This is a genomic window from Luteibacter sp. P4_E6, assembly GCF_056401535.1.
The window spans coordinates 1-1,276 of record NZ_JBFUJE010000813.1 but is presented as its reverse complement, the minus strand read 5'-3'; the positions used below and the strand labels follow the sequence as shown (position 1 = coordinate 1,276).

Sequence of the window (1,276 nt, the reverse complement as noted above, 5' to 3'; positions counted from 1 at the left end):
GCAGCCCGCACACGGCAGGCACGGAGCGGTTCTCATCCAGTACTAAACACACCGCCCGGCGCTTGAGCGCCGGGTCGATCGGTCGATATCCCATGATTCACCTCGGTAGGGATTTTGCTCCTACATGGGTGTCCAGGAAAATTAGACCACCGCACATCGGCTCCTACCAAGCAGGTTGCGTCAGATCAGTGATCGGCCTTGTAACGACCCATGCCAGCGACGATCTCCGCCTTGGCTTCTTCCGCGCCGACCCAGCCGTCGATCTTGACCCACTTGCCCTTCTCGAGATCCTTGTAGTGCTCGAAGAAGTGACCGATGCGCTCCAGCCAGTGACCGGACACCTGGCCGATATCCTTGATGTGCGCGTAGCCGGCAAACACCTTGTCCACCGGAACCACGACGAGCTTCTCGTCGGCACCGGCTTCGTCGGTCATCTTCAGCATGCCGACCGGATGGCAACGGATCACCGAGCCCGGTACCAGCGACAGCGGCAGGATCACCAGCGCGTCGAGCGGGTCGCCGTCGCCACCCAGGGTGCCCGGCACGTAGCCGTAGTTGCACGGGTAGCGCATCGGGGTCGACAGGATGCGGTCGACGAAGATCGCGCCGCTTTCCTTGTCCACTTCGTACTTGACGGGCTCGGCATCCTTGGGGATTTCGATGATGACGTTGATTTCGTCCGGCACATTCTTGCCGGCGGGAACGAGGTGCAGGCCCATGGGATTCCTTGGTGATTCGAGGGGTTAAGGCGGCCGAATAGGATAACGCCCGGCCATGGCCCCGGCAAAGTGCCTGTTTTTTGTGTGGGAGCCGGCTATGCCGGCGGTGGACTCACCCGCTAAACCGCTTCGTTGGCTTTTCGCCGCTGAAGCGGTTCCCACGGGATGTGCTTACTTCAGGTGTTCCCAGAGGTACGTATAGGCCAGGGCGCTCATGAACGCCGACTGCTTGTTGTCCGCTGCGGCACCATGTCCACCTTCGAGGTTCTCGTAGAGGCTGGCGTCGAAGCCCATGGCCTGCATGCGCGCGGCCATCTTGCGGGCGTGTACCGGCCCCACACGGTCGTCGCGCGTGGAGGTCGTGAACAGCACGGGCGGATACTTCGTACCCTTATGCAGGTTCTGGTACGGCGAGAAGGTCTGGATGTACTTCCATTCCTCCGGTTTGTCCGGATCACCGTATTCCGCCATCCACGAGGCACCGGCGGACATGTGCGTGTAGCGCTTCATGTCGAGCAGGGCCACCTGGCTGACCACCGCGCCGTACAGCTGCGGAT

At 61.8% G+C, this 1,276-nt stretch carries 2 protein-coding genes; both read right to left on the bottom strand.

Annotated features, from left to right (window positions below):
• Positions 1–185 precede the first annotated feature (185 nt).
• Positions 186–719: an inorganic diphosphatase gene (gene ppa, locus AC1DT2_RS23710; protein WP_063572247.1), complete on the bottom strand. Its 534-nt coding sequence runs from the start codon at positions 717–719 to the stop codon at positions 186–188.
• Positions 720–890: 171 nt separating this feature from the next.
• Positions 891–1,276: prolyl oligopeptidase family serine peptidase (locus AC1DT2_RS23705; RefSeq protein ID WP_477299138.1), on the bottom strand; the 386-nt coding region annotated here is incomplete at its 5' end.